A 19941-nucleotide genomic window follows, 5' to 3' on the forward strand; every position below is an offset into this window, starting at 1 on the left:
TCCGTATCCTTGGAGCCGTGATCTGTTGTCGGTCCCTTGAGCCAATAACTGAAGGCCCGTTACGTTTGCATGCAACGGGCCTCGCCAGCGGGGAAGGGAGGGCGCTTAGCCTTGCAGCAGCTGCAGCACCTGCTGCGGCAGCTGGTTGGCCTGGGCCACCATCGCGGTGCCGGCCTGCTGCAGGATCTGGGCGCGCGACAGGTTGGCGGTTTCCTGGGCAAAGTCGGCGTCCATGATGCGACCGCGGGCGGCCGACACGTTCTCGCTCTGGATCTGGATATTGGCGACCGCCGTCTCGAAGCGGCTTTGCACCGCGCCGAGCTGGGCGCGCGCGCCATTGACCTGGTCCAGCGCGCTGTCGATCTTCATGATGGCCTTCCACACGCCGACCTCGGTCTCGATGCTCAGGCTGTCGATGCCGATCTCGGGGTTGACCGCCGGCGGCACGATCAGGGCGCCGTCGCCGGCGTCCACACCGGTGGTGGCCGTCGTGAAGCCCGCCAGCGTGACCGCGCCGGGCAGGCCGGTCGTCGAGTCGATGCGGGAGGACATCATCGTGATCTTAAAGGCACCAGCCACGGCCGGGTCTTCCACCAGATAGGCCGAGATGCCGGTGTCGGTGGTCTTGCGGTTGATCGCCTCGATGACCTCGCCCAGGCGCTCCTTCTCGGAGCTGGATGCCGGGATCGTGCCGATATCGATGGGCGTGACGCTGGGCGCCACCGTGATGGTCAGCGGGCCGGGATTGGCGGCGCCGGGGATGGCCGCCAGATTGGTGCCGGTGATCTGAGCGCCATCGAAGGAGGCGGCGGTATTGCCTTCCGCGTACTGGACCGTCGAGATGGCGGCGGTCGTCGTGTTGGCCAGGCTGCCGATCGTGATGCCGTCACCCGAGTTGGCGCCGATCTGGAAAGTCGCGGCGGTGAAGGACCCGTCCAGCAGACGCTTGCCGTTGAACGAGGTCTGCTTCGAGACGCGGTCGATTTCGTCGCGCAGCTGCACCACTTCGGCATGCAGGGCCTTGCGATCGTCCGGGCTGTTGGTCGCGTTGGCCGATTGCACGGCCAGCTCGCGCATGCGCTGCAGCATGTCGCCGACCTTGCCGAGCGCGCCCTCACCGGTCTGCGCCAGCGAGATGCCGTCATTGGCATTGCGGGCCGCGACATTGAGGCCGCGCACCTGGGTGTTCATGCGCTCGGCGATCGCCAGACCGGCCGCATCGTCCTTGGCACTGTTGACACGCAGGCCCGAGGACAGGCGCTGCATCGAGGTGGCCAGAGAACTCTGGCTGTTGTTCAGGTTTCGTTGCGCGTTCAGCGAAACGATGTTGGTATTGATGGTTTGAGGCATCGCGGCTCTCCTACTGAAATCGATGATTCCGGCTTGGAGCCGGCGTACCTACTCGGTAGCTGCATTCTTCGGCAGAACTTAAATGTCGGAAGACTCGATAAGCAGGGTGTTCGATGCCTTATTCGATGCCGTCAATGAAGAGCCCCGGCGCATGGCCGGGGCTTGGTTGGAGGACTCAACCGAGCGCTTGCGCGCCCGGTGTCTGGCCGATCAGCGCAGCAGCGACAGCACTTGCTGCGGCAGCTGGTTGGCCTGGGCCACCATTGCCGTGCCGGCCTGCTGCAGGATCTGCGTGCGCGACAGATTGGAGGTTTCCGTCGCGAAGTCGGCGTCCATGATGCGGCCGCGGGCCGCCGAGGTGTTCTCGCTCTGGATCATGATGTTGCCGACCGCGCTCTCGAAGCGGCTTTGCACGGCGCCCAGCTTGGCACGGGCGCTGTTGACCTGGTTCAGCGCGCTGTCGAGCTGCTTCATCGCAACCCAGGAGTCCTTCTCGGTTTCCACCGAGATATCGTCGATGCCGACCTCGTTCTGCTTGGCGGTCTGGGCCATATCGGCCACGGCCATGCCGGTGTCGGCGGCGGTGAAGCCGGCGAAGGTGATGGTCTCGGGGGCCGGCGGGGTGGCCGAGTCCAGCTTGGAGCTGACCACTTCCAGGCGCATCGTGCCGTCGGCATTGGCGGTCGCGAAAGCCGAGACGCCGGTGTCGGCCGTCTTGCGGTTGATCGCCTCGATGACCTGGCCGAAACGCTCCTTGCCCGAGCCGGCGGCCTCGATCTTGCCGAGGTCGATCGCGGTGCCGGTGCCGACCTGGATGGTCAGCGTGCCGGCCGCGATTTCGGCGTTGTAGCCGGTCACGACGGCGTCAGTCACCACCACCGCACCGGTATCGCCAGCGGCCGACAGCGTCGAGTTGTCGCCATAGGTGATGTTGGACAGACCGGCGGTGGTGGTGTCGGTCAGGCTGCCGACCGTGATGTTCTGGCCCGAGTCGGAGCCGACCTGGAAGTTGGCCGAACCGAAGGAGCCGTCGAGCAGCTTGCGGCCGTTGAACGAGGTGTTCTTGGCGACGCGGTCGATTTCATCACGCAGCTGCGTGACTTCGGCCTGCAGGGCCTTGCGGTCATCGGAGCTGTTGGTCGCGTTGGCCGACTGCACGGCCAGTTCACGCATACGCTGCATCATGTCGCCGACCTTGCCCAGCGCGCCTTCAGCGGTCTGGGCCAGCGAGATGCCGTCGTTGGCATTGCGGGCCGCGACGTTCAGGCCGCGGGTCTGGGCGCTCATGCGCTCGGCGATCGCCAGGCCGGCGGCATCGTCCTTGGCGCTGTTGACGCGCAGACCGGACGACAGACGCTGCATCGATGTGGCCAGCGAGTTTTGCGAAGAGGACAGATTGCGCTGGGCGTTCAGCGAAACCGAGTTGGTGTTGACAGACATTGACATGATCGATCTCCAAAGTGTTACAGGTGCTCCCGGCAGACGCCGGCTCTTGCCTCGGGGCTCGCCATCGGGTGATGGCGCTCCCCGCGTCTGCGGCAAGCCGCAGACTGCGTCCGGCGGCAGCTAGTCGATGAAGACTTGAGAGGTCGTCTGAGTTGATCCACTCAAAATCCACCGGTCGGCTGTTCCGGACCACGGAGCCGAAGCTTCGATTCCGTTGGGATGTTTATCGATCTGGCCTGACAGAACTTTAGGCATGTTTCACACGCTGTTACGTGGGGCAGGTGCTCGCCGGAACAAAACGGTAATTCTTGGTCTGCAGCAGGCTTGTAGGAATTTGCCTGACACGGCCCTGCTCGGAAGAGAGACGCAACGCGCGGATTTGGCCTGATGTTGGGGTCCTGTTCCGGTCTTCACAATCCGTTTCACGTTGGAACCAAACCGAAACAACAGGAGCGCCAGATGAACGCAGACCAAATCCTCGCCGAGATCCGTGAAGCGAATCTGTCCTACCTGATGCTGGCGCAGAGCCTGATCCGTAGCGACCGTGAGCAGGCCCTGTACCGCCTGGGCATCTCTGAAGAGACCGCTACCCTGATCGGCACGCTGAGCCCGGCTCAGATGATGAAGATCGCCTCGGGCAATACCTTGCTGTGCCGCTTCCGCATGGACGACGACATGGTCTGGGGCCTGCTGACCAGCCACGGCAAGACCGCCGCCAACGACCAGGTCTCCCGCCTGCATGCCAGCATCCTGATGGCCGGTCGCCACCAAGAAGCCGCCTGATCAGCCCCCCATACCTAGCGAGACTCATCATGCGCCAGAAAAGCATCCTGACCGAAGCCCGCCAGATCGAACGTGCGGTGACCCTGATCAACCTGGGCGCGCGCCTGCAGGTGCTGGAGTCGGAGACCGATCTGAGCTATGAGCGTCTGCTGCGCCTGTACAAGGAAGTCTCGGGCAAGTCGCCGTCCAAGGGCCAGCTGCCGTTCTCGACCGACTGGTTCATGACTTGGCAGCCCAATATCCACGCCTCGCTGTTCCTCAACATCCACGAGTACCTGAACAAGGTCGCCGAGATGGACGAGATCGACACCGTCATCAAGGCCTTCCAGCTCTATCGCGAGCAGACCCAGGCCCAGGGTCTGGAGGAGCAGCTCTCGGTGACGCGCGCCTGGCGCCTGGTGAAGTTCATCGACAACGGCATGCTGACGATGACCAAGTGCAGCAAGTGCGGCGGCCACTTCGTGACCCACCCGCACGAGATCGCCCGTCACTATGTCTGCGGCCTGTGCAACCCGCCGGCACGCGCCGGCAAGGGCAAGGCGCAGGGCGGCATCCACATGCATTGAGGCCTGTCGTGCCAGCCTCGGCCATGCCTTCACCGATGGCCGCGCTGCACCGCGTCTGGCCCTTGCCGGCCCTGCTGAGCTGGGGTGCTGCCTGGTTGCTGTTTCTGACACTGGCTCGCCTGGGCCTGGGGCCGCTGCCCGCCGCGCTGGGGGCAGGTCTTGCCGGCCTGCTGCTGGCGCTGACCCAGACCAGCCGCTGGCGCCGCCTGATGGTGGCGCTGGGCTTTCCGCTCTCATTCTTTATCAGCGGCGCGGCGTCCGGCCTGCCGGCCTGGGCCTGGTTGCTGCCGCTGCTGCTGCTGGCCCTGGCTTATCCGCAGCGGCTCTGGCGCGATGCGCCGCTCTATCCCACCCCGCAGGGTGCCCTGCAAACCCTGGCCGAGATCGCGCCGCTGCGTCCGGGGGCGCGCGTGCTTGACGCCGGCTGCGGCCTGGGTCACGGCCTGCGCGAGCTGCGTCGGGTCTACCCGCAGGCCCGCATCGAAGGGGTCGAATGGAGCGCTTTGCTGGCCCGTCTGGCGGCCTGGCGTTGCCCCTGGGCACGGGTGCGGCGCGGCGATATGTGGGCCGATGACTGGCGCGACTACGATCTGATCTATCTGTTCCAGCGCCCCGAGTCGATGCCTCAGGCGCTGGCCAAGATGCGCGAGCAGCTGCGCCCCGACGCCTGGCTGGTCAGCCTTGATTTCGAGCTGCCGGCGCTGGCAGCGCGGGCCTGCATCGAGTTGGGCGGGCGGCACCGTTTGTGGGTCTATGCGCCCGGTGCCGCTCAAGAGCGCGAGATTGCCGCCGATATGACTAGCAACTGAGGGCCGGGCCGACAAGCCCAAGCCCGCCACAAGCGAATACAAAACGGAATCCATCCATGTTTGTCATCATTGGCTGGGTGCTGGCCATGGCCTGCATCTTCGGGGTGTACATCGCCCACGGAGGCAATATCGGGGTGATCTTGAAGGCTTTGCCCTTCGAGATGACCACGATCTTCGGCGCGGCCATCGGCGCGATGCTGGCGACCAATCCACCCAAGGTCATGAAGGCCACGATGAAGGGCCTGGGCGCCTGCTTCAAGGGCAGCAAGTACACCAAGGCCCGCTATATGGAGCTGCTGGCCCTGCTCTACGACATCCTGCAGAAGGCCCGCAAGGAGGGCCTGATGTCGATCGAGAAGGATGTCGAAGATCCGCACAGCTCGCCGCTGTTCCAGAAGTATCCGGTGGTCGGCAACGATCACCATGTGGCCGAATTCATCACCGACTATCTGCGCATGATGGTCTCGGGCAACCTGAACGCCCATGAGATCGAATCGCTGATGGACAACGAGATCGATACCCACCATCACGAGGCCTATATGGCCGTGCAGGCCATCCAGCGCCTGGCCGGCGGCCTGCCGGCCTTCGGCATCGTGGCGGCGGTGCTGGGTGTGGTCAACACCATGGGCTCGGTCGGCCAGCCGCCGGCGGTGCTGGGCGGCATGATCGGCTCGGCCCTGGTCGGCACCTTCCTGGGGATCTTGCTGGCCTATGCCTTCGCCGAGCCGCTGGCCGGTCTGCTGGAGAGCAAGGTCGACGAGGACGGCAAGGAGCTGCAGTGCATCAAGACCACCTTGCTGGCCTCGATGCAGGGCTACGCGCCCCAGGTTGCTATCGAATTCGGACGCAAGGTGCTGTACTCTACGGAACGCCCAACCTTTGCCGAACTCGAAGGCCATGTGAAGAAGAAGTGAGGGTAGACGGTCATGGCAGGTGACGCCAAAAAGCTCCAGCCCATCATCATCAAGCGCGTCAAGAAGGGCGGTCACGCCTCGCATGGCGGCGCCTGGAAGATCGCCTACGCCGACTTCGTGACGGCCATGATGGCCTTCTTCCTCCTGATGTGGCTGCTGGGCTCGACCACCGAGGGCGACAAGAAGGGCATCTCCGACTACTTCTCCTCGCCGCTGAAGGTGGCGATGCTGGGCGGCTCGGGCTCGGGTGACTCCTCCCATGTGATACGCGGCGGCGGCCAGGACCTGACGCGCCAGACCGGCCAGGTCAAGGCCGGCGAGGTCGAGGCCCAACGCCGCGCCGTCAATCTGCGCGCGCTCAAGGAAGAGCAGCGCAAGGCCGAGCGCACCCGTCTGCAGCAGCTCAAGGCCAAGGTCGAGGAAGTGCTGGCCGAGAATCCGCGCCTGGCCGCGCTGGGCGGCCAGATCCGCCTGGACATGACCCGCGAGGGTCTGCGCATCCAGATCGTCGACGAGGGCAACCGCCCGATGTTCGACAGCGGCAGCGCGATCGTGAAGCCCTATATGCGTGAACTCCTGCGCGAACTCGGTGAGGTTCTGACCGAAGTGCCGAATCGCCTGACGCTGGAGGGCCATACTGACGCCCAGCCATTTTCTTCCGGGGATCGCGGCTACAGCAATTGGGAGCTTTCCAGCGACCGTGCCAACGCCTCGCGCCGCGAGCTGGTGGCCGGTGGTCTGCCCGAAGCGCGCATGCTGAGGGTGCAGGGCCTGGCCTCCAGCAAGCTGCTCGATGCCAAGGACCCCGCCAGCCCCGCGAACCGCCGCATCAGCATCATCGTGATGAACCGTGACGCCGAGGATGCGGTGCTGAAGAATCTGCCCGAAATTGAAGATGAGGAGCCGGCGGCAGCGCCCGAAAACCTTGCCAGCCAGCCCTCAAGTCCTGCCCCCACAAGCCGATAAGACCCTCTAGACCTGCGAGGAAAGCCATGAGCACTGACATGAAATTCTTGGTTGTTGACGATTTCTCCACCATGCGCCGCATCGTGCGCGGGCTGCTGAAGGAGATCGGCTACAACAATTGCGAAGAAGCCGAGGACGGGGTCGAGGCCCTGAATATGCTCAAGCAGGCAAAGTACGACTTCGTCGTCAGCGACATCAATATGCCCAATATGACGGGCTTCGAGCTGCTGAAGGCCATCAAGGAAGATCCCAATCTGAAGCACCTGCCGGTGCTGATGGTGACGGCCGAGGCCCGCAAGGAAGACATCGTGCTGGCCGCCCAGACCGGTGCGGCGGGCTATATCGTCAAGCCCTTCACCAAGGCCACGCTGGAAGAAAAAGTCCAGAAGATCATGCAGAAACTGGCCGCTGCGGCCTGAGGCGGGGACAAGACCATGAAGATGGAAGAACTCGCCAAACTGGGCAGTGGCACCGACCCGCTGATGGTCTCGCCCGAAGTGTTCCAGCAGCTCGGCACCATCACCCGGGTGTTGCACGACACCATGCAGCAGCTGGGCGTGATGCCCAAGCTGCAGACCGCCACCGACGGCCTGCCCGACGCGCGCAGCCGCCTGACCTATATCGCCAGCAAGACCGCCGAGGCCGCCAACAAGGTGCTGAACTCGGTCGACCAGGCCAAGGCCGAACACGCCCGCATCACCGAGGCGGCCAACGCGATGGCCAAGGCCATCACGGCCGATCCGGTCAAGGCCGTGGCCAGCGGCGCGGTGTTCAACTTCGTCAAGCAGGTCGAGGCCTCGACCGGCCATATCGACCAGCACCTGACCGACATCATGATGGCCCAGGACTTCCATGACCTGACCGGCCAGGTGGTCGCCAAGGTCGTGACCCTGGCCAATGATCTGGAAGACAGCCTGGTCAAGCTGCTGGTGCAGGTGGTGCCGCCCGAGCAGCGCGAGAAGGTCGACGCCAGCATCCTGCAGGGTCCGGTCGTCAACGCGGAAGGGCGCACCGATGTGGTGACCAACCAGGGCGAGGTCGACGACCTGCTGGCCAGCCTGGGCTTCTAGTCCGCAGCCGGCCCCATCCGCCCCGAACCCGCCCGAACCCGCCTCCAGAGGCGGGTTTGTCGTTTCTCGGGGCCGGATCACCGCCGGTTTCCCCCCCTTTATCCGGCTTAAGTTCGCGGCCTTGGCGGCCAACAATGGCATAGCGCTCATCGGAGCGCCTCATCCGCCATGGCCGACCAAGACGCACAAGACAAGAACTTACCGGCCTCAGCCAAGAAGATCCAGCGATCTCGGGCCGAGGGCCAGGTGCCGCGTTCGCGCGATCTGGGCCATTTCGCCGTCATCCTGACCGGCGGCGCGCTGCTGGCGGCCGGCGGGCCCGAGGGCGTGGCCTGGTTGCAGCAGCTGATGGACTTCAGCCTGCGCTTTGACGCCGAGCTGCTGGCCAAGCCCGGCGTGATGACCGAGCGTTTTCTCGACGTTGGCCTGCGCGGCCTGCTGCTGAGCCTGGGCGTGGGCCTGTGCCTGAGCCTGGTCGCGGTGCTCAGCAGCGTGGCGCTGGGCGGCTGGAACTTCACGATGAAGGCCGTCGCCCCCAAGTTCTCCAATCTCAATCCGCTCACCGGCATCGCCCGGCTGTTCCAGTGGCAGGGCCTGGGCCAGGCACTGAAGGCCTGTGGGCTGGCCCTGGTGCTGGCGCTGATCGCCGGCCTGGTGATGAAGAACCGCATCGCCAACTATGTCGGCATCATGTCGGTGCCGCTGCCGGCCGCGCTGGCCTATGCCGGCGAGCAGCTGATGGGCGGCCTGGCCTTTCTGGGCCTGGGCCTGGCGCTGTTCGCCATCATCGATGTGCCGCTGCAGTACCAGCTCTATATGAAGCGGCTGAAGATGTCGCGCGAAGAGGTCAAGCAGGAGTTCAAGGAGCTCGAAGGCAACCAGGAAGTGAAGTCGCGCATGCGCGCCAAGATGCGCGAGATGGCCAAGCGCCGCATGCTGGCCGCCGTGCCGACCGCCGACCTGGTCGTGATGAACCCGACCCACTATGCGGTCGCGCTCAAGTATGAAGAGGGCAGGATGGCCGCCCCCCAGGTGGTGGCCAAGGGCGCCGACCTGCTGGCGATGAAGATCCGCGACCTGGCCAAAGACGCCAAGGTGCCGGTGCTGCAGTCGCCGATGCTGGCCCGCGCCCTCTATGCCCATGCCGAGCTGGACCGCGAGATCCCGGCCGCGCTGTTCGCCGCCGTGGCCCAGGTGCTGGCCTATGTCTACCAGCTGCGTGCGGCCCTGGCCGGGCGCGGCGTCGCACCGGCCCTGCCCGATCCGGTCGTGCCGCCCGAGCTGGACCCCCACAACAAGCCTGCCGCCCAGCGCAGCGGCGCCCCTGAGGACGACGAGCAATGAACGCGCTGATGGCCCGACTGCAAACCCTGCTGGGCCCGCGGGCCGGCATCGTCGCGGCGCTGGGCGCGCCGATGGCGGTGCTGCTGATCCTGTCGATGATGGTGCTGCCGCTGCCGCCCTTCATCCTGGACCTGCTGTTCACCTTCAATATCGCGATGGCCGTGATGGTGATGATGGTGGCCGCCAATATGGTCAAGCCGCTGGACTTCGCGGCCTTTCCGACCGTGCTGCTGCTGACCACCTTGCTGCGCCTGTCGCTGAACGTGGCCTCGACCCGGGTCGTGCTGCTGGAGGGCCATACCGGCCCCGGCGCGGCCGGCAAGGTGATCGAGTCCTTCGGCCACTTCCTGATCGGCGGCAATTTCGCGGTCGGCCTGATCGTGTTCGCGATCCTGGTGGTGATCAACTTCATCGTCGTGACCAAGGGCGCGGAGCGCATCGCCGAGGTCGGCGCGCGCTTCACCCTCGATGCGATGCCCGGCAAGCAGATGGCGGTGGACGCCGACCTGAACGCCGGCCTGATCAACGAGGCCGAGGCCAAGCGCCGGCGCGCCGAGCTCGGCGACGAGGCCGACTTCTTCGGCTCGATGGACGGTGCCAGCAAATTCGTGCGCGGCGATGCGATCGCCGGCATCCTGATCCTGTTCATCAACATCATCGGCGGCTTCATCATCGGCGTGGCCCAGCACGGCCTGTCCGCCGGTCAGGCGGCCGATTCCTATGTGTTGCTGGCGGTCGGCGATGCGCTGGTGGCCCAGATTCCGGCGCTGCTGATCTCGGTGGCCGCAGCCATGGTGGTGTCGCGGGTCGGTTCGGACAAGGACATCGGCAGCCAGATCGGCCGCCAGGTCTTCGGCTCGGCCAAGTCGCTGGCCGTCACGGCCGGCGTGATCGGCGCGCTGGGCCTGATTCCCGGCATGCCGCATCTGGTCTTTCTGCTGATCGCCAGCGGCCTGGGCTATCTGGCCTGGTGGCTGCGTACCCGCGACCAACAGCAGGCCAGGACCGCCGCAGCGGCCGCCGCCAAGCCCTCGGCCGCCGCGGCCGCCGCCGAGCCCAATGCCGAGGCCAGCTGGGACGATCTGGTGCCCATCGACACGCTGGGCCTGGAGGTCGGCTACCGGCTGATCACGCTGGTGGACAAGAACCGCGAGGGCGATCTGCTCAGCCGCATCAAGGGCGTGCGGCGCAAGTTTGCGCAGGATGTGGGCTTTCTGCCGCCGCCGGTGCATATTCGCGACAACCTGGAGCTGCGCCCCAGCCAGTACCGGCTGACCCTGCGCGGCGCCGTGGTCGGCGAGGCCGAGGCCTTCCCGGGCATGTGGCTGGCGATCAACCCGGGGCATGCCAGCCAGAAGCTGATCGGCACCCAGACCACCGATCCGGCCTTCGGCCTGCCGGCCACCTGGATCGAGGACCGCCAGCGCGAAATGGCCCAAATGGCGGGATTTACCGTGGTTGATTGCTCGACCGTGATTGCCACCCATCTTTCACACTTGATGCAAGTCCACGCGGCCAAGCTGCTGGGCCGAGTGGAGACCCAGCAACTGGTGGATCACCTCACCAAGCAAGCCCCGCAACTGATCGAAGACGTGATACCCAAGATGGTCGGCATCTCATCCCTGCAACGAGTTCTCCAGCTGCTGCTGGAGGAGGGCGTGCACATCCGCGATATGCGCTCCATCGTCGAGTCCATCGCCGAGAACGCCGCCACCATCGCTGACCCGGCTGAGCTGGCCCGCCGCATCCGCACCCATATCGCCCCGGCCATCGTGCAGCAGATCTACGGCCCGGTGAAGGAGCTGGACGTGATCGCGCTGGAGCCCGAGCTGGAGCGCCTGGTCACGCAAGCCCTGAATTCCCCCCACGGCGCCGCGCTGGACCCCGGTGTCGCCGACACCCTGGCCCGCAGCGCCGCCGAGACCGCCCAGGCCCAGGAGGACCGTGGCGTGCCGGCCTGCCTGCTGGTGCCCGACCTGATCCGCGCCCCGATGGCACGCCTGCTGCGCCGCGCCGCGCCGCGCCTGAAGGTGCTGGGCCATAGCGAAATTCCTGAAACTCATTCGATCCGCATCGGCTCGGTGATCGGAGGCACTGTATGAACGTCAAACGCTTCACCGCCCGTTCCGCCCGCGAGGCCATGGCCCTGGTGCGCCAGGCCTTTGGCGATGACGCCGTCGTGCTCTCCAACAAGCCGTGCAAGGAAGGCGTCGAGGTGCTGGCGATGGCCCCCGAGGGCATGTCGCAGATCGAGAAGGTGGCCGCCACGGCGCCCAAGGTCAGCGCGCCCAGCCGTGTGCAGGCCCGCCCCAAGGAGGCTCCGCTGAGCGAGCGCGCCGCGCGCCAGGCGCCGGTGCTGTTCGGCGACGCCGGCGTCAACGCCGATGTGCAGGCGCTGGCGATGAGCACGCTGTCCTTCCAGGACTATGTGCGCGAGCGCATGCTCAAGCGCCGCCATGCCGAGCTCAACGGTGGCCGCACCGAACCCAGCATGGACATGCTGCCGGCCGAGCCCGAGCAGCCGCAGGACACCGGCGTGGCCTCGCTGACGGCCGCCCGCCAGCAGCGCGCCCAGGCGGCGCTGCAGGCGATGGCGCCGCGTCGCCCCGAGCCGGAACCCGCGCCGCCGGCCCCGGCTCCGCGTCGCAGCCCGCCGGTGCTGCGCGACGAGATCCGCGTCAGCGCCCCGGCCGTGCCCGATCTGGCCGCCGGCGCCAGCCGCCGCGACCAGCAAGACATGATGAACGAGCTGCGCTCGATGAAGGGCCTGATCGAGGAGCGCTTCGGCGCGCTGGCCTTCATGGAGAAGCTGCAGCGCCAGCCGGCCCAGGCCCGGCTGACGCAGAAGCTGCTGGATGCCGGCTTCTCGCCCGCGCTGACCCGCAAGCTGGTCGAAGGCTTGCCGGCCGACTTCAAGCAGCAGACCGCCGACGAGAGCAGCTGGGCCGCCAATGTGCTGTCGCGCAATCTGCAGACCGACGAGCAGAACCCGGCGCTGGAAGAGCAGGGCGGCGTGTTCGCGCTGATCGGCTCCACCGGTGTTGGCAAGACCACCACCACGGCCAAGATCGCCGCCGCCTTCGCGACCCGCCACGGCGCCGGCCAGCTGGGCCTGATCACCTTGGACGCCTATCGCGTCGGTGCCCACGAGCAGCTGCGCGCCTATGGCCGCATCCTCGGCGTGCCGGTGCACACCGCCCATGACCGGACCTCGCTGGAAGACCTGCTGGAGCTGCTGTCGGGCAAGAAGATGGTGCTGATCGACACGGCCGGCATGGCCCAGCGCGACAGCCGTACCACCGAGCTGCTGGACATGCTGTCGCATCCCAGCCTGCGCAAGATCCTGGTGCTCAACGCCGCCCAGCAGGGCGAGACCATCGAGGACGTGGCCCAGGCCTGGCGCGCCAGCGAGTGCATGGGCGTGGTGCTGTCCAAGATCGACGAAGCCGTCAAGCTGGCCCCGGCGCTGGACACGCTGATTCGCCACAAACTCAAGGTGCTGGGCGTGACCAACGGCCAGCGCGTGCCCGAGGACTGGCACCGCCTGTCGGCCCCGGCCCTGGTGCAGCGCGCGCTGCGCAATGCCGCCGCCCCGGCCTGGCGTGTCGACAGCGCCGATGTGAACCTGATCTTCGCCGGTGGCCCTGCGCTGGCCGCCGCCAATAACGCTCAGGCCGCCCGTCCGGCCGCCTTCGGCGCTTACTGAGCCCCTCCCATCATGCGCAACTCCTATCGCCACACCGCCCCGCAAGACCAGGCCGACGGCTTGCGCCGCCTGTTCGCGGCCTCGCGCGTGCGCTTCATCCCGGTGCTGAGCAACCCCCATGTGGTCAATGGCGGCGCGCTGCTGGAAGGCCTGTGCGCCGCCTTCGCCGAGCTGGGTCTGCACACGCTGGTGGTCGATGCCGGCGAGCTCTCGCCGCAGCCGGCCGAGCTGGCGGCGGTGGATCTGGCCGCCTGCGTCGAGCGCCTGTCCGATCAGGTCTCCTATCTGGCCGCCCGCGGCCTGCCGCTGCGCCATATCAATGCCCATGGCTCGGCCGCCCAGTTTCTCGAAGCGGTCACCGACGCGGCGCCTTTTGCCGATGTCGTGATCCTGCACGCCAGCGCGGCCGAGCTGGCCCGCATGGTGGCCCAGCGCGAGCTGCGCCCGGTGCTGCTGGCCGATACCGATTCGCAAAGCGTCACCCATGCCTATGCCGGCATGAAGTGGCTGACCCAGCGGGCCGGCCTGATGGTCTACAGCCTGCTGCTGGCCTGCCCGCCGCAGCTGCGCCTGGCCGAGCGCATCGCCCAGCAGATCAGCAGCTGCGCCGACGGTTTCCTCGGTGCGGTGCTGCGCGACTGGGCCTGCCTGGACCCGCGCCAGCCGGCCAGCGCGCCGATGGCGCCCGAGCTGCGCCATCTGGCGCGCGAGCTGCTGATGGCCGCGCCGCCCGGCGCCTTGCTGGAATCCGCCGCCGACACCTTGCCGCTGCGCCCGATGCTGCGCGGCGCGCGTGCCGCCATGGCCGTTGTTTGAACAGTCGCTGGAGCAGATGATGTACACCGCCAAAGGTCGACTCGATAACTCCTCCCTGATCCGGCAGTACAGCCCGCTGGTGCGGCGCCTGGCGCATCAGATGATTGCCAAGCTGCCGGCCAATGTGGAGCTGGATGACCTGATCCAGGTGGGCCTGATCGGCCTGACCGACGCGCTGAGCCGCTTCGACACCGGCCAGGGCGTGCAGTTCGAAACCTTTGCCACCCAGCGCATCCGCGGCGCCATGCTCGACGAGCTGCGCGGCGGCGACTGGATGAGCCGCGGCACACGCCGCCAGCAGCGCTCGATCGAGAGCGCCGTCCACAAGCTGGAGCAAAAGCTCGGCCGGGCGCCGCAGGAAAGCGAGATCGCGGTCGAGATGGGCATCAGCCTGCTCGAATACCAGGAGCTGCTCGGCAAGGTGCGCGGCACCCAGCTGGTGTTTCTGGAGGACATGAGCGGCGACGAGGGCGACGAGGACTATCTGGACCGCCATGTCGTCGACGACAGCAACAACCCGGTGGCCCTGCTGCAGGACCACCGCATGCGCGAGGCCCTGGTCGCGGCCATCAAGAACCTGCCCGAGCGCGAGCAGTTCGTGATGAGCATGTACTACGAGCACGACATGAATCTCAAGGAGATCGCGGCCGTGCTCAAGGTCACGGAGTCGCGCGTTTGCCAGCTGCACAGCCAGTCGATCGCCCGTTTGCGCGTTAAGCTGCGCGACTGGTAATACAAAACGACGCCGCCGCGAGCGGCACCGACGGCAGGCCGCCACACGATGCGGCCGGAGGGGACTCTGCATGTTCGACTGGTTGCGTCGGCACCCCGACGCTGCAATGCCCGAGCCTGGCCCGGCCGCGCCCGGCGCTGGCCTGGAGGTGGTCAAGCGCCTGTCGCGCTCGGTCTCGACCCTGGGCCGCGATGCCGCCGAGGTGCGCGGCGTGCTCGAAGACACCCAGAAGATCGTCGAGGCCCAGGGCCAGGCCATGCAGGCCCTGGCCGGCCAGCTCGGCCAGGTCCAGCAATCCCAGCAAGCCATCGGTGACTCGACCCGGCTGACCCGCGAGGCGGTCGGCCGCGCCCGCAGTGCGCTGGCCGGTGTCGGCGCCGAGGTCGGTGGCATCGTCCAGACCCTGCGCGATGTCTCGGACGCCGCCGGCCAGATCACCCAGATCGCGCTGCAGACCCGTCTCGTCGCCTTCAATGCCTCGGTCGAGGCCAAGCGCGCCGGCGAGGCCGGGCGCGGTTTCGGCGTCGTGGCCGATGCGGTCAAGGACCTGGCGGGCCGGGTCGAGTCGTCCTCCAAATCCATCATCGGTTCGATCGCCGCGCTCGATGCGCGCATCGACGCCTTCAGCCGCGAGCTGGCCAGCGACGGTGCCCATGCCGGCAAGAGCAGCATCCATGCGGCCTTCGGCGATGTCGAGAAGGATGTCGGCCTGATCTCGAGCTCGGCCGAGCAGAGCCGCCTCACCACGGCCAGCCTCAACGAGCGCGCCGCCGTGCTGGAGGGCGAGGTCAAGCAGGCCGTGGCCGGCCTGAGCAAGGCCTATGCCTGCAGCGAGCGTTTTCTGCGCCTGTCGGAAGAGCTGATCGAGCAGATCGCCGAGTCCGGCGTCGAGGTCGAGGACTCGCCGCTGATCCGCGGCGCCCAGCAGGCCGCCGCCGAGATCGCCGCGCTGCTGGAGCAGGCGGTGGCTTCCGGCGCGATCCGCATCGAGCAGCTGTTCGATGAGCACTACCGCCCGATCAACGGCAGCAACCCGCCGCAACACCTGACCCCCTTCACCGAGCTGGCCGACCGTCTGTTCCCGGCGGTGCAGGAGCGGCTGCTGAGCCTGAGCGACAAGGTGGTCTACTGCATCGCGGTGGACCGCAACGGTTATGTGGCCACCCACAACAAGAAGTACAACCAGCCGCAGCGCAGCGGCGACGTGGTCTGGAACACCGCCAACAGCCGCTACCGCCGCATCTTCAACGACCGCACCGGCCTGGCCTCCGCCCGCAACCAGCGCCCCTTCCTGCTACAGACCTACCGCCGCGACATGGGTGGTGGCCGCTTCGTCCTCCTCAAGGAAGTCGCCGCGCCGATCATGGTGGCGGGGCGGCATTGGGGGGGATTGAGGTTGGCGTTTAATTTTTGAAGGGGTGGGTGGTTGATAGGTAGTTGGCTGCGGAGACAGTCTGTCGATCCCATCGGATGAATGCACGGTTACCACCAAATTGCGATCGACTCTCAGGCGACTTCCGAGAATGCATTTATTGATTTTTGGGCATGGCTTGCCGCCGTGGTGCGTTCTTTCTAGCGGGGGACGCCGAAGGTGTTGATTAGCAAGTGAATTAGGTTCTCGCGCTTGCGCGCTTCTTCAAAAACGTCACGGGGGAACGAAGTTTCAAGCACGCCGACATCCTGGATGCGCCCGCCGAATCGTCGCGAGAACTCGGCCTTGTGTTGTTCCGATATGCGGATCTTGACATCGCCGTGTATACGAAGAAGCAATGCCTCGAGGCATGGATCCGAAGGAACCTCAATCAGAGATGACGCTTTTGCTAAGGCCTTGACGTCGGCGGTGTAGTCTGTGTCAGTGTCAAAAAGGGCAATGCAGCGGTCGTAGCCCTGTCCTTGTCCATAGCGGATGGCATGGCGCACTACATTGCCAGCCCCCTTGCCGTAAGCCTGTTGGATCCTCAATGTAGAGCCGCAGGAGCGAGCGATGTAAATTGTTTTCAGATGCTGGAGCAGCGCCACTTCTGCATCGCCTTCGCCCACAGCAAGTACTGCCCACTTAACTCTGCGGATGACCATACGTGTTAAATCTGCGGTACGGCACCCAGAGCGCCAGAAAGGTACTTGTTGTACAAGTTGTGCTGACTGGTAAGGCCTTCGATTGCGTCGCCGCGATAGGCCTCACTCATGCACTGGTCCTTCTCAACGAATGTCACCTGCGCGCGATGGAGGCTGCGCAGCATTTCGGGCGAGTGGCATGTAAAGACGAGTTGCGCCCCATGCGGATTTGTTTCGGTGTCGTGGAAGAGCCGAACGAGCGGCTCAACCATGTGAGGATGGAGGTCCGCTTCGAACTCGTCCATTAGCGCGAGGCCGCCTCGTTCGAGAACGGGTAAGAGTCGCCACAGTAAAACAAAGGCCGTCTGTGTACCGCTCGATTCCAGCATGAGAGGAAGCTCGAACTTTTGGTTATCTGCCTGATGGAGGCCGATGGCAAACCATGTTGTTGTGGGTTCGCCGGCACCAGTTCGTGGCATTGCCGAAAAACGCTCGATGCGAATGTCGGACAGGCCAAAGTCCCAGTGGGTCATGAGGCGTCTCATCGACTCGCGATGTGACTCGTTCTGCCCAAAGTACTCAGCAGCATCGAGATGACCACTCGCCTCTTGCTGCTTCCTCCCCCACATATCCAAATTGGTGGCAAGGCTGATCGTAGCAACGCGCAATGCACTCTCCGAGCCGTACTGTTTGGCCCATGAAATCAGTGACACATTTGGGCGTACTTTGGCCGCCTCGCTGTCCGCGAGTCCAAAGGCCTGGGAGACGATGTATGTGTCTCCCTCGACCTGGCGAGTGAAGACCCTCGCAGGGCGCGAACCCGGTGAAGCGTCTTTCTTGTGCAGACTCTCGTACTCAACGCGATCCGAGCGAACTTTGAGTTCGTACGTCCACTCTGCACCCTCGTCGTCTTCGTAAGTGACCTTGAACTCCGAAGGCTTGTTGGTGCGAGCCATATGCGGCATGAACTGCATTCGGCCTTCCGGCGGTAGCGAGAAGGAGTCGCTGATGAACCATGCAAGGAAGTTGCCAACTTTCAGAAGATTGGACTTGCCGGCGCCATTGGCGCCCATCACAGCCATTGCCGTCGATACACGCTTGCCGGATTTCGTTGTGCGAAACCAGCCATCTGCTGTATCTCGCTGTGTCAAGACGAACGAGACTTCGGCCCTATCGGCAAAGGAGTGAAAGTTACTAAATGAGTATGAGAGCAGCATGTGCGCCCCTCGTTCCGCCGGATTGGCTGTTGAATCTATTTTGAGGCATGTTTCGACGAATTTGGCTGAAAAAAGTCAGCCAAAAACAAGATAGTATGAGCTTTACATTTGAAATGAGCGAAGTGCTCGGCCCAATGCTGGCTGGCACTTCTGCCACTCCGTTTAGCAGGCTGCGAACGGCAGGTTTCGGCAGCGGCTGGTTCCAATCTCAGGACATGATCGGTTGCAGCCAGCCGGGCGCCGCATCCTCCGCACGCCTGCCCACTCCCGACAGCCTCACGGCGCCACACACGCCTTGTTCTTCCCCGTGTGCTTGGCCTCATACAGCGCCACATCGGCGCGGTCGAGCGCGGCTTCCAGGGTTTCGCCGGGGCGGTAGGGGGTGACGCCGGCGGAGAAGGTGACGAAGACGTCCTTGCCTTCGTGCATGAACAGCGCCATCGACAGCGCGCGCTGCAGTCGGGTCAGCACCTGCTGGGCCTCGTCCAGCGGGGTGTTGGGCAGCATCAGCACGAACTCCTCGCCGCCGTAGCGGGCCACCATGTCACCGGGGCGCAGCGAGGCCGAGACGCGCTCGGCCAGTGATTTCAGCGCCATATCGCCGGCGGCGTGGCCCAGCGAGTCGTTGAGCTTCTTGAAGTTGTCAATGTCCAGCAGGGCCAGGGCCAGCTGGCTGGGTTCCTGATCGGACTGGCGCTCCAGCTTGGCCTGCTCGATGCCGAAGGCGGCGATCAGGCCGCGGCGGTTGGCGATCTGGGTCAGCTGGTCGGTCTGCACCTCGTCGGACAGGCGCTTGAGCTCGCTCTCCAGCTCATTGACACGCTTGCTGAGGCTGCTGGCCTTGTCGTGCTCGGCACTCAGCCGCGCCTGGGTCTGCTGCACCAGCGACTGCACGCTGCGGCTTTCCTCCACCATCTCGCGCACCACGCCGGCCAGGCTCTCCAGGCTGTCGGCCTTCTCGATCACATCGGCATAGCGGCCCACGCTGTGCTGGAAGCGGTCGGTGTGCTCGCCCAGTTCGCCGAGCTCGGCCAGCATCTTGTGGATCAGCGACTTCAGCGAATCGCGGGCCCGGCCGCGCTCCTCGCGCAGCGCGCGCTGGCGCTCGCGCGTGCCGCTGAGCATCTCGGCCACCGAGCGCACGCCGCGCGCCGACAGACCCAGCTCCAGCGTGTTGTTCATCGCCTCGCACTGGCCATGGGCCCAGGAGTCATCCTCGGCCAGCTCCACCAGGCTGGCGCTGAGCTCGCGGCACAGGCCGCCGAGTGCGCCGAACACATGGTGGCGATGGTCCAGCAGGCGGCGCGCGCGCACGCACAAGGCCTCCATCGCCTCGGCACGCGGGGCATCGGCGCCATGGATGCTGAGCTCCAGCTGGGCGGCCTGCAGCTGGCCCAGCAGCTCGCCGACCATCGCGTCCTCGGCATCGGGCAGGCGCAGCGCATGCTCGACCGTGCCCTGCAGGCTGCCGCCGATCGCGCCCCAGGCCTGCAGCGCGGCGCTGTTGTTGCCGGCGGATGCGGGTGCCGGCGCGGCGGCGTCCAGATCGGTGCCGAACTCGCTGTCGGTGAAGAACTGGCTGGGCGTGCCGCCCGGTTCTTCTTCTTCTTCGGCGTCGAACTGGGTGTCTATGCTGGCGTCGGCGACATCGGAGTCCCAGCTGCGCACCAGCTGCTGCAGGCGCGCCAGCAGGCGCTGCGGGTCGCTGCGGTTGCTGCTCAGCACGCGCTGCAGCCCGTCCTTCTTGCGCGCCACCGTCCATTGCCGGCCGCCGCGCTCCAGGCCGCGCACCATGCGCTCCATCAGCGCGGCCATGGCCTCGGCCTGGGCGCCGGGCCCATCGCTTTGCTGCAGCTTCTCGAGCCGGCGCAAGGCCTCGTCCCAGCGCGACTCGCGCAAGAGCTTGTTGATGTCCAGCCGGCTCTGCGCGTCGGTCACGCCGATGGCCATCAGCTTGTTCATCAAGGCCTGCACCCGCTCGGGCAGGGCCTCGGCCGCAGCCGGCGGCGCGGCGCCCGACTCGGCGGCATAGGCGGCGGCGTAGTTCTCCGGCGTCGGTTCCTGCTTGGACAGCGCCAGCCTATGCAGCGCCGCCTTGGCCACCTGGGCCGGTGGCAGGGTGGTGCTGGCCGCGCGCGGGGGGCTGGGGCGTCGCTCGTCCATGGC

At 66.0% G+C, this 19941-nt stretch carries 18 protein-coding genes; 13 read left to right on the forward strand and 5 right to left on the reverse strand.

Annotated elements, in window-relative coordinates; translation table 11 throughout:
- Positions 1-105 precede the first annotated feature (105 nt).
- Both ABGI63_RS22210 and ABGI63_RS22215 read right to left on the reverse strand, forming a co-directional pair.
- Positions 106-1350 carry a flagellin gene (locus ABGI63_RS22210; protein WP_349744706.1) on the reverse strand — a complete coding sequence of 415 codons (1245 nt, stop codon included), beginning with the start codon at positions 1348-1350 and terminating at the stop codon, positions 106-108.
- Between the two features lie 210 nt (positions 1351-1560).
- Complete coding sequence (locus tag ABGI63_RS22215; protein ID WP_349744707.1) at positions 1561-2796, reverse strand: flagellin; 1236 nt, start codon at positions 2794-2796, stop codon at positions 1561-1563.
- Positions 2797-3255: 459 nt separating this feature from the next.
- On the opposite strand from ABGI63_RS22215, the gene flhD reads away from it, so the two are divergent.
- From flhD to ABGI63_RS22280, 13 genes are all read left to right on the forward strand, one after another.
- Entirely contained in the window at positions 3256-3579 is a 324-nt protein-coding gene (gene flhD / locus ABGI63_RS22220; RefSeq protein WP_137943286.1) for a flagellar transcriptional regulator FlhD, read from the forward strand.
- 29 nt (positions 3580-3608) lie between these two features.
- Positions 3609-4145, forward strand: coding sequence for a flagellar transcriptional regulator FlhC (flhC, locus tag ABGI63_RS22225; RefSeq protein ID WP_171018277.1), 537 nt, complete (start codon positions 3609-3611; stop codon positions 4143-4145).
- 23 nt (positions 4146-4168) lie between these two features.
- Positions 4169-4954 (forward strand): class I SAM-dependent methyltransferase, encoded by a 786-nt coding sequence (locus ABGI63_RS22230; RefSeq protein ID WP_349744708.1) that lies wholly within the window; start codon positions 4169-4171, stop codon positions 4952-4954.
- A gap of 56 nt (positions 4955-5010) precedes the next feature.
- A complete protein-coding gene (motA, locus tag ABGI63_RS22235) occupies positions 5011-5868 on the forward strand; it encodes a flagellar motor stator protein MotA (RefSeq protein WP_137943284.1) in 858 nt (285 codons plus the stop codon).
- A gap of 12 nt (positions 5869-5880) precedes the next feature.
- Positions 5881-6834, forward strand: a complete 954-nt coding sequence (gene motB, locus ABGI63_RS22240) for a flagellar motor protein MotB (protein ID WP_137943283.1) — start codon at positions 5881-5883, stop codon at positions 6832-6834.
- Between the two features lie 26 nt (positions 6835-6860).
- Positions 6861-7253, forward strand: coding sequence for a chemotaxis response regulator CheY (gene cheY / locus ABGI63_RS22245; RefSeq protein WP_137943282.1), 393 nt, complete (start codon positions 6861-6863; stop codon positions 7251-7253).
- A 15-nt stretch (positions 7254-7268) separates the two neighbouring features.
- Positions 7269-7904: a protein phosphatase CheZ gene (locus tag ABGI63_RS22250; RefSeq protein WP_349744709.1), complete on the forward strand. Its 636-nt coding sequence runs from the start codon at positions 7269-7271 to the stop codon at positions 7902-7904.
- A gap of 168 nt (positions 7905-8072) precedes the next feature.
- On the forward strand, positions 8073-9248 hold the full coding sequence (locus ABGI63_RS22255) for an EscU/YscU/HrcU family type III secretion system export apparatus switch protein (protein WP_349744710.1): 1176 nt from the start codon (positions 8073-8075) through the stop codon (positions 9246-9248).
- A gap of 8 nt (positions 9249-9256) precedes the next feature.
- Positions 9257-11350, forward strand: a complete 2094-nt coding sequence (flhA, locus tag ABGI63_RS22260) for a flagellar biosynthesis protein FlhA (RefSeq protein WP_432767463.1) — start codon at positions 9257-9259, stop codon at positions 11348-11350.
- On the forward strand, positions 11347-12954 hold the full coding sequence (flhF, locus tag ABGI63_RS22265) for a flagellar biosynthesis GTPase FlhF (RefSeq protein ID WP_349744713.1): 1608 nt from the start codon (positions 11347-11349) through the stop codon (positions 12952-12954). The genes flhA and flhF overlap by 4 nt, the downstream gene beginning before the upstream one ends.
- Positions 12955-12966: 12 nt before the next feature.
- The gene (locus ABGI63_RS22270) at positions 12967-13770 is read left to right on the forward strand and encodes a MinD/ParA family ATP-binding protein (RefSeq protein ID WP_349744714.1); all 804 of its coding nucleotides are present in this window, start codon (positions 12967-12969) and stop codon (positions 13768-13770) included.
- 19 nt (positions 13771-13789) lie between these two features.
- A complete protein-coding gene (locus tag ABGI63_RS22275) occupies positions 13790-14503 on the forward strand; it encodes an RNA polymerase sigma factor FliA (protein ID WP_349744715.1) in 714 nt (237 codons plus the stop codon).
- Positions 14504-14573: 70 nt separating this feature from the next.
- Positions 14574-15917: a methyl-accepting chemotaxis protein gene (locus ABGI63_RS22280; RefSeq protein WP_349744716.1), complete on the forward strand. Its 1344-nt coding sequence runs from the start codon at positions 14574-14576 to the stop codon at positions 15915-15917.
- 158 nt (positions 15918-16075) lie between these two features.
- Here the strand turns inward: ABGI63_RS22280 and ABGI63_RS22285 are convergent, their stop codons facing one another.
- The 3 genes from ABGI63_RS22285 to ABGI63_RS22295 all read right to left on the reverse strand — a co-directional run bounded on the left by ABGI63_RS22285 (position 16076) and on the right by ABGI63_RS22295 (position 19938).
- Complete coding sequence (locus ABGI63_RS22285) at positions 16076-16579, reverse strand: hypothetical protein (RefSeq protein WP_349744718.1); 504 nt, start codon at positions 16577-16579, stop codon at positions 16076-16078.
- Positions 16580-16584: 5 nt separating this feature from the next.
- Positions 16585-17775, reverse strand: coding sequence for an AAA family ATPase (locus ABGI63_RS22290; protein ID WP_349744719.1), 1191 nt, complete (start codon positions 17773-17775; stop codon positions 16585-16587).
- 276 nt (positions 17776-18051) lie between these two features.
- Positions 18052-19938, reverse strand: a complete 1887-nt coding sequence (locus tag ABGI63_RS22295) for a GGDEF domain-containing protein (protein ID WP_349744720.1) — start codon at positions 19936-19938, stop codon at positions 18052-18054.
- Between the last annotated feature and the right edge of the window lie 3 nt (positions 19939-19941).

The organism is Roseateles cavernae (assembly GCF_040187885.1).
Taxonomy (GTDB): Bacteria; Pseudomonadota; Gammaproteobacteria; order Burkholderiales; family Burkholderiaceae_C; genus Roseateles_E; species Roseateles_E cavernae.